Annotated in this window: 1 protein-coding gene; it reads right to left on the reverse strand. The window is 36.8% G+C overall.

Translation table 11 applies throughout. The features are described from left to right. Positions 1–231 (reverse strand): glutaminyl-peptide cyclotransferase (locus ACY2RS_RS15995; protein ID WP_490099638.1); only part of this gene is annotated, 231 nt, incomplete at both ends.

Consider the following 231-nt stretch of genomic DNA (forward strand, 5'->3'; position numbering starts at 1 on the left):
GTTTTTTCCTGTTACATATAAGATGTTGGGTTCTCCTTTGTAGGCAATTCCCTTTAATACATCTAATTTGCTGTGCTGTGTTACTTTCTCTTTGAGTCCTTTTAAGTTGCTGACTCCTTGTACAGCTCCATTTTTGGGGTTTACAATAGCAATGGCCTCCTTTTGATATATGTTTGCGTAGATGCTGCCCTCAATCCATTCTAATTCGTTTCCTGCTTTTATTTTACTTTT

The sequence above is a fragment of the Patiriisocius sp. 208BN25-11 genome, from assembly GCF_058147145.1.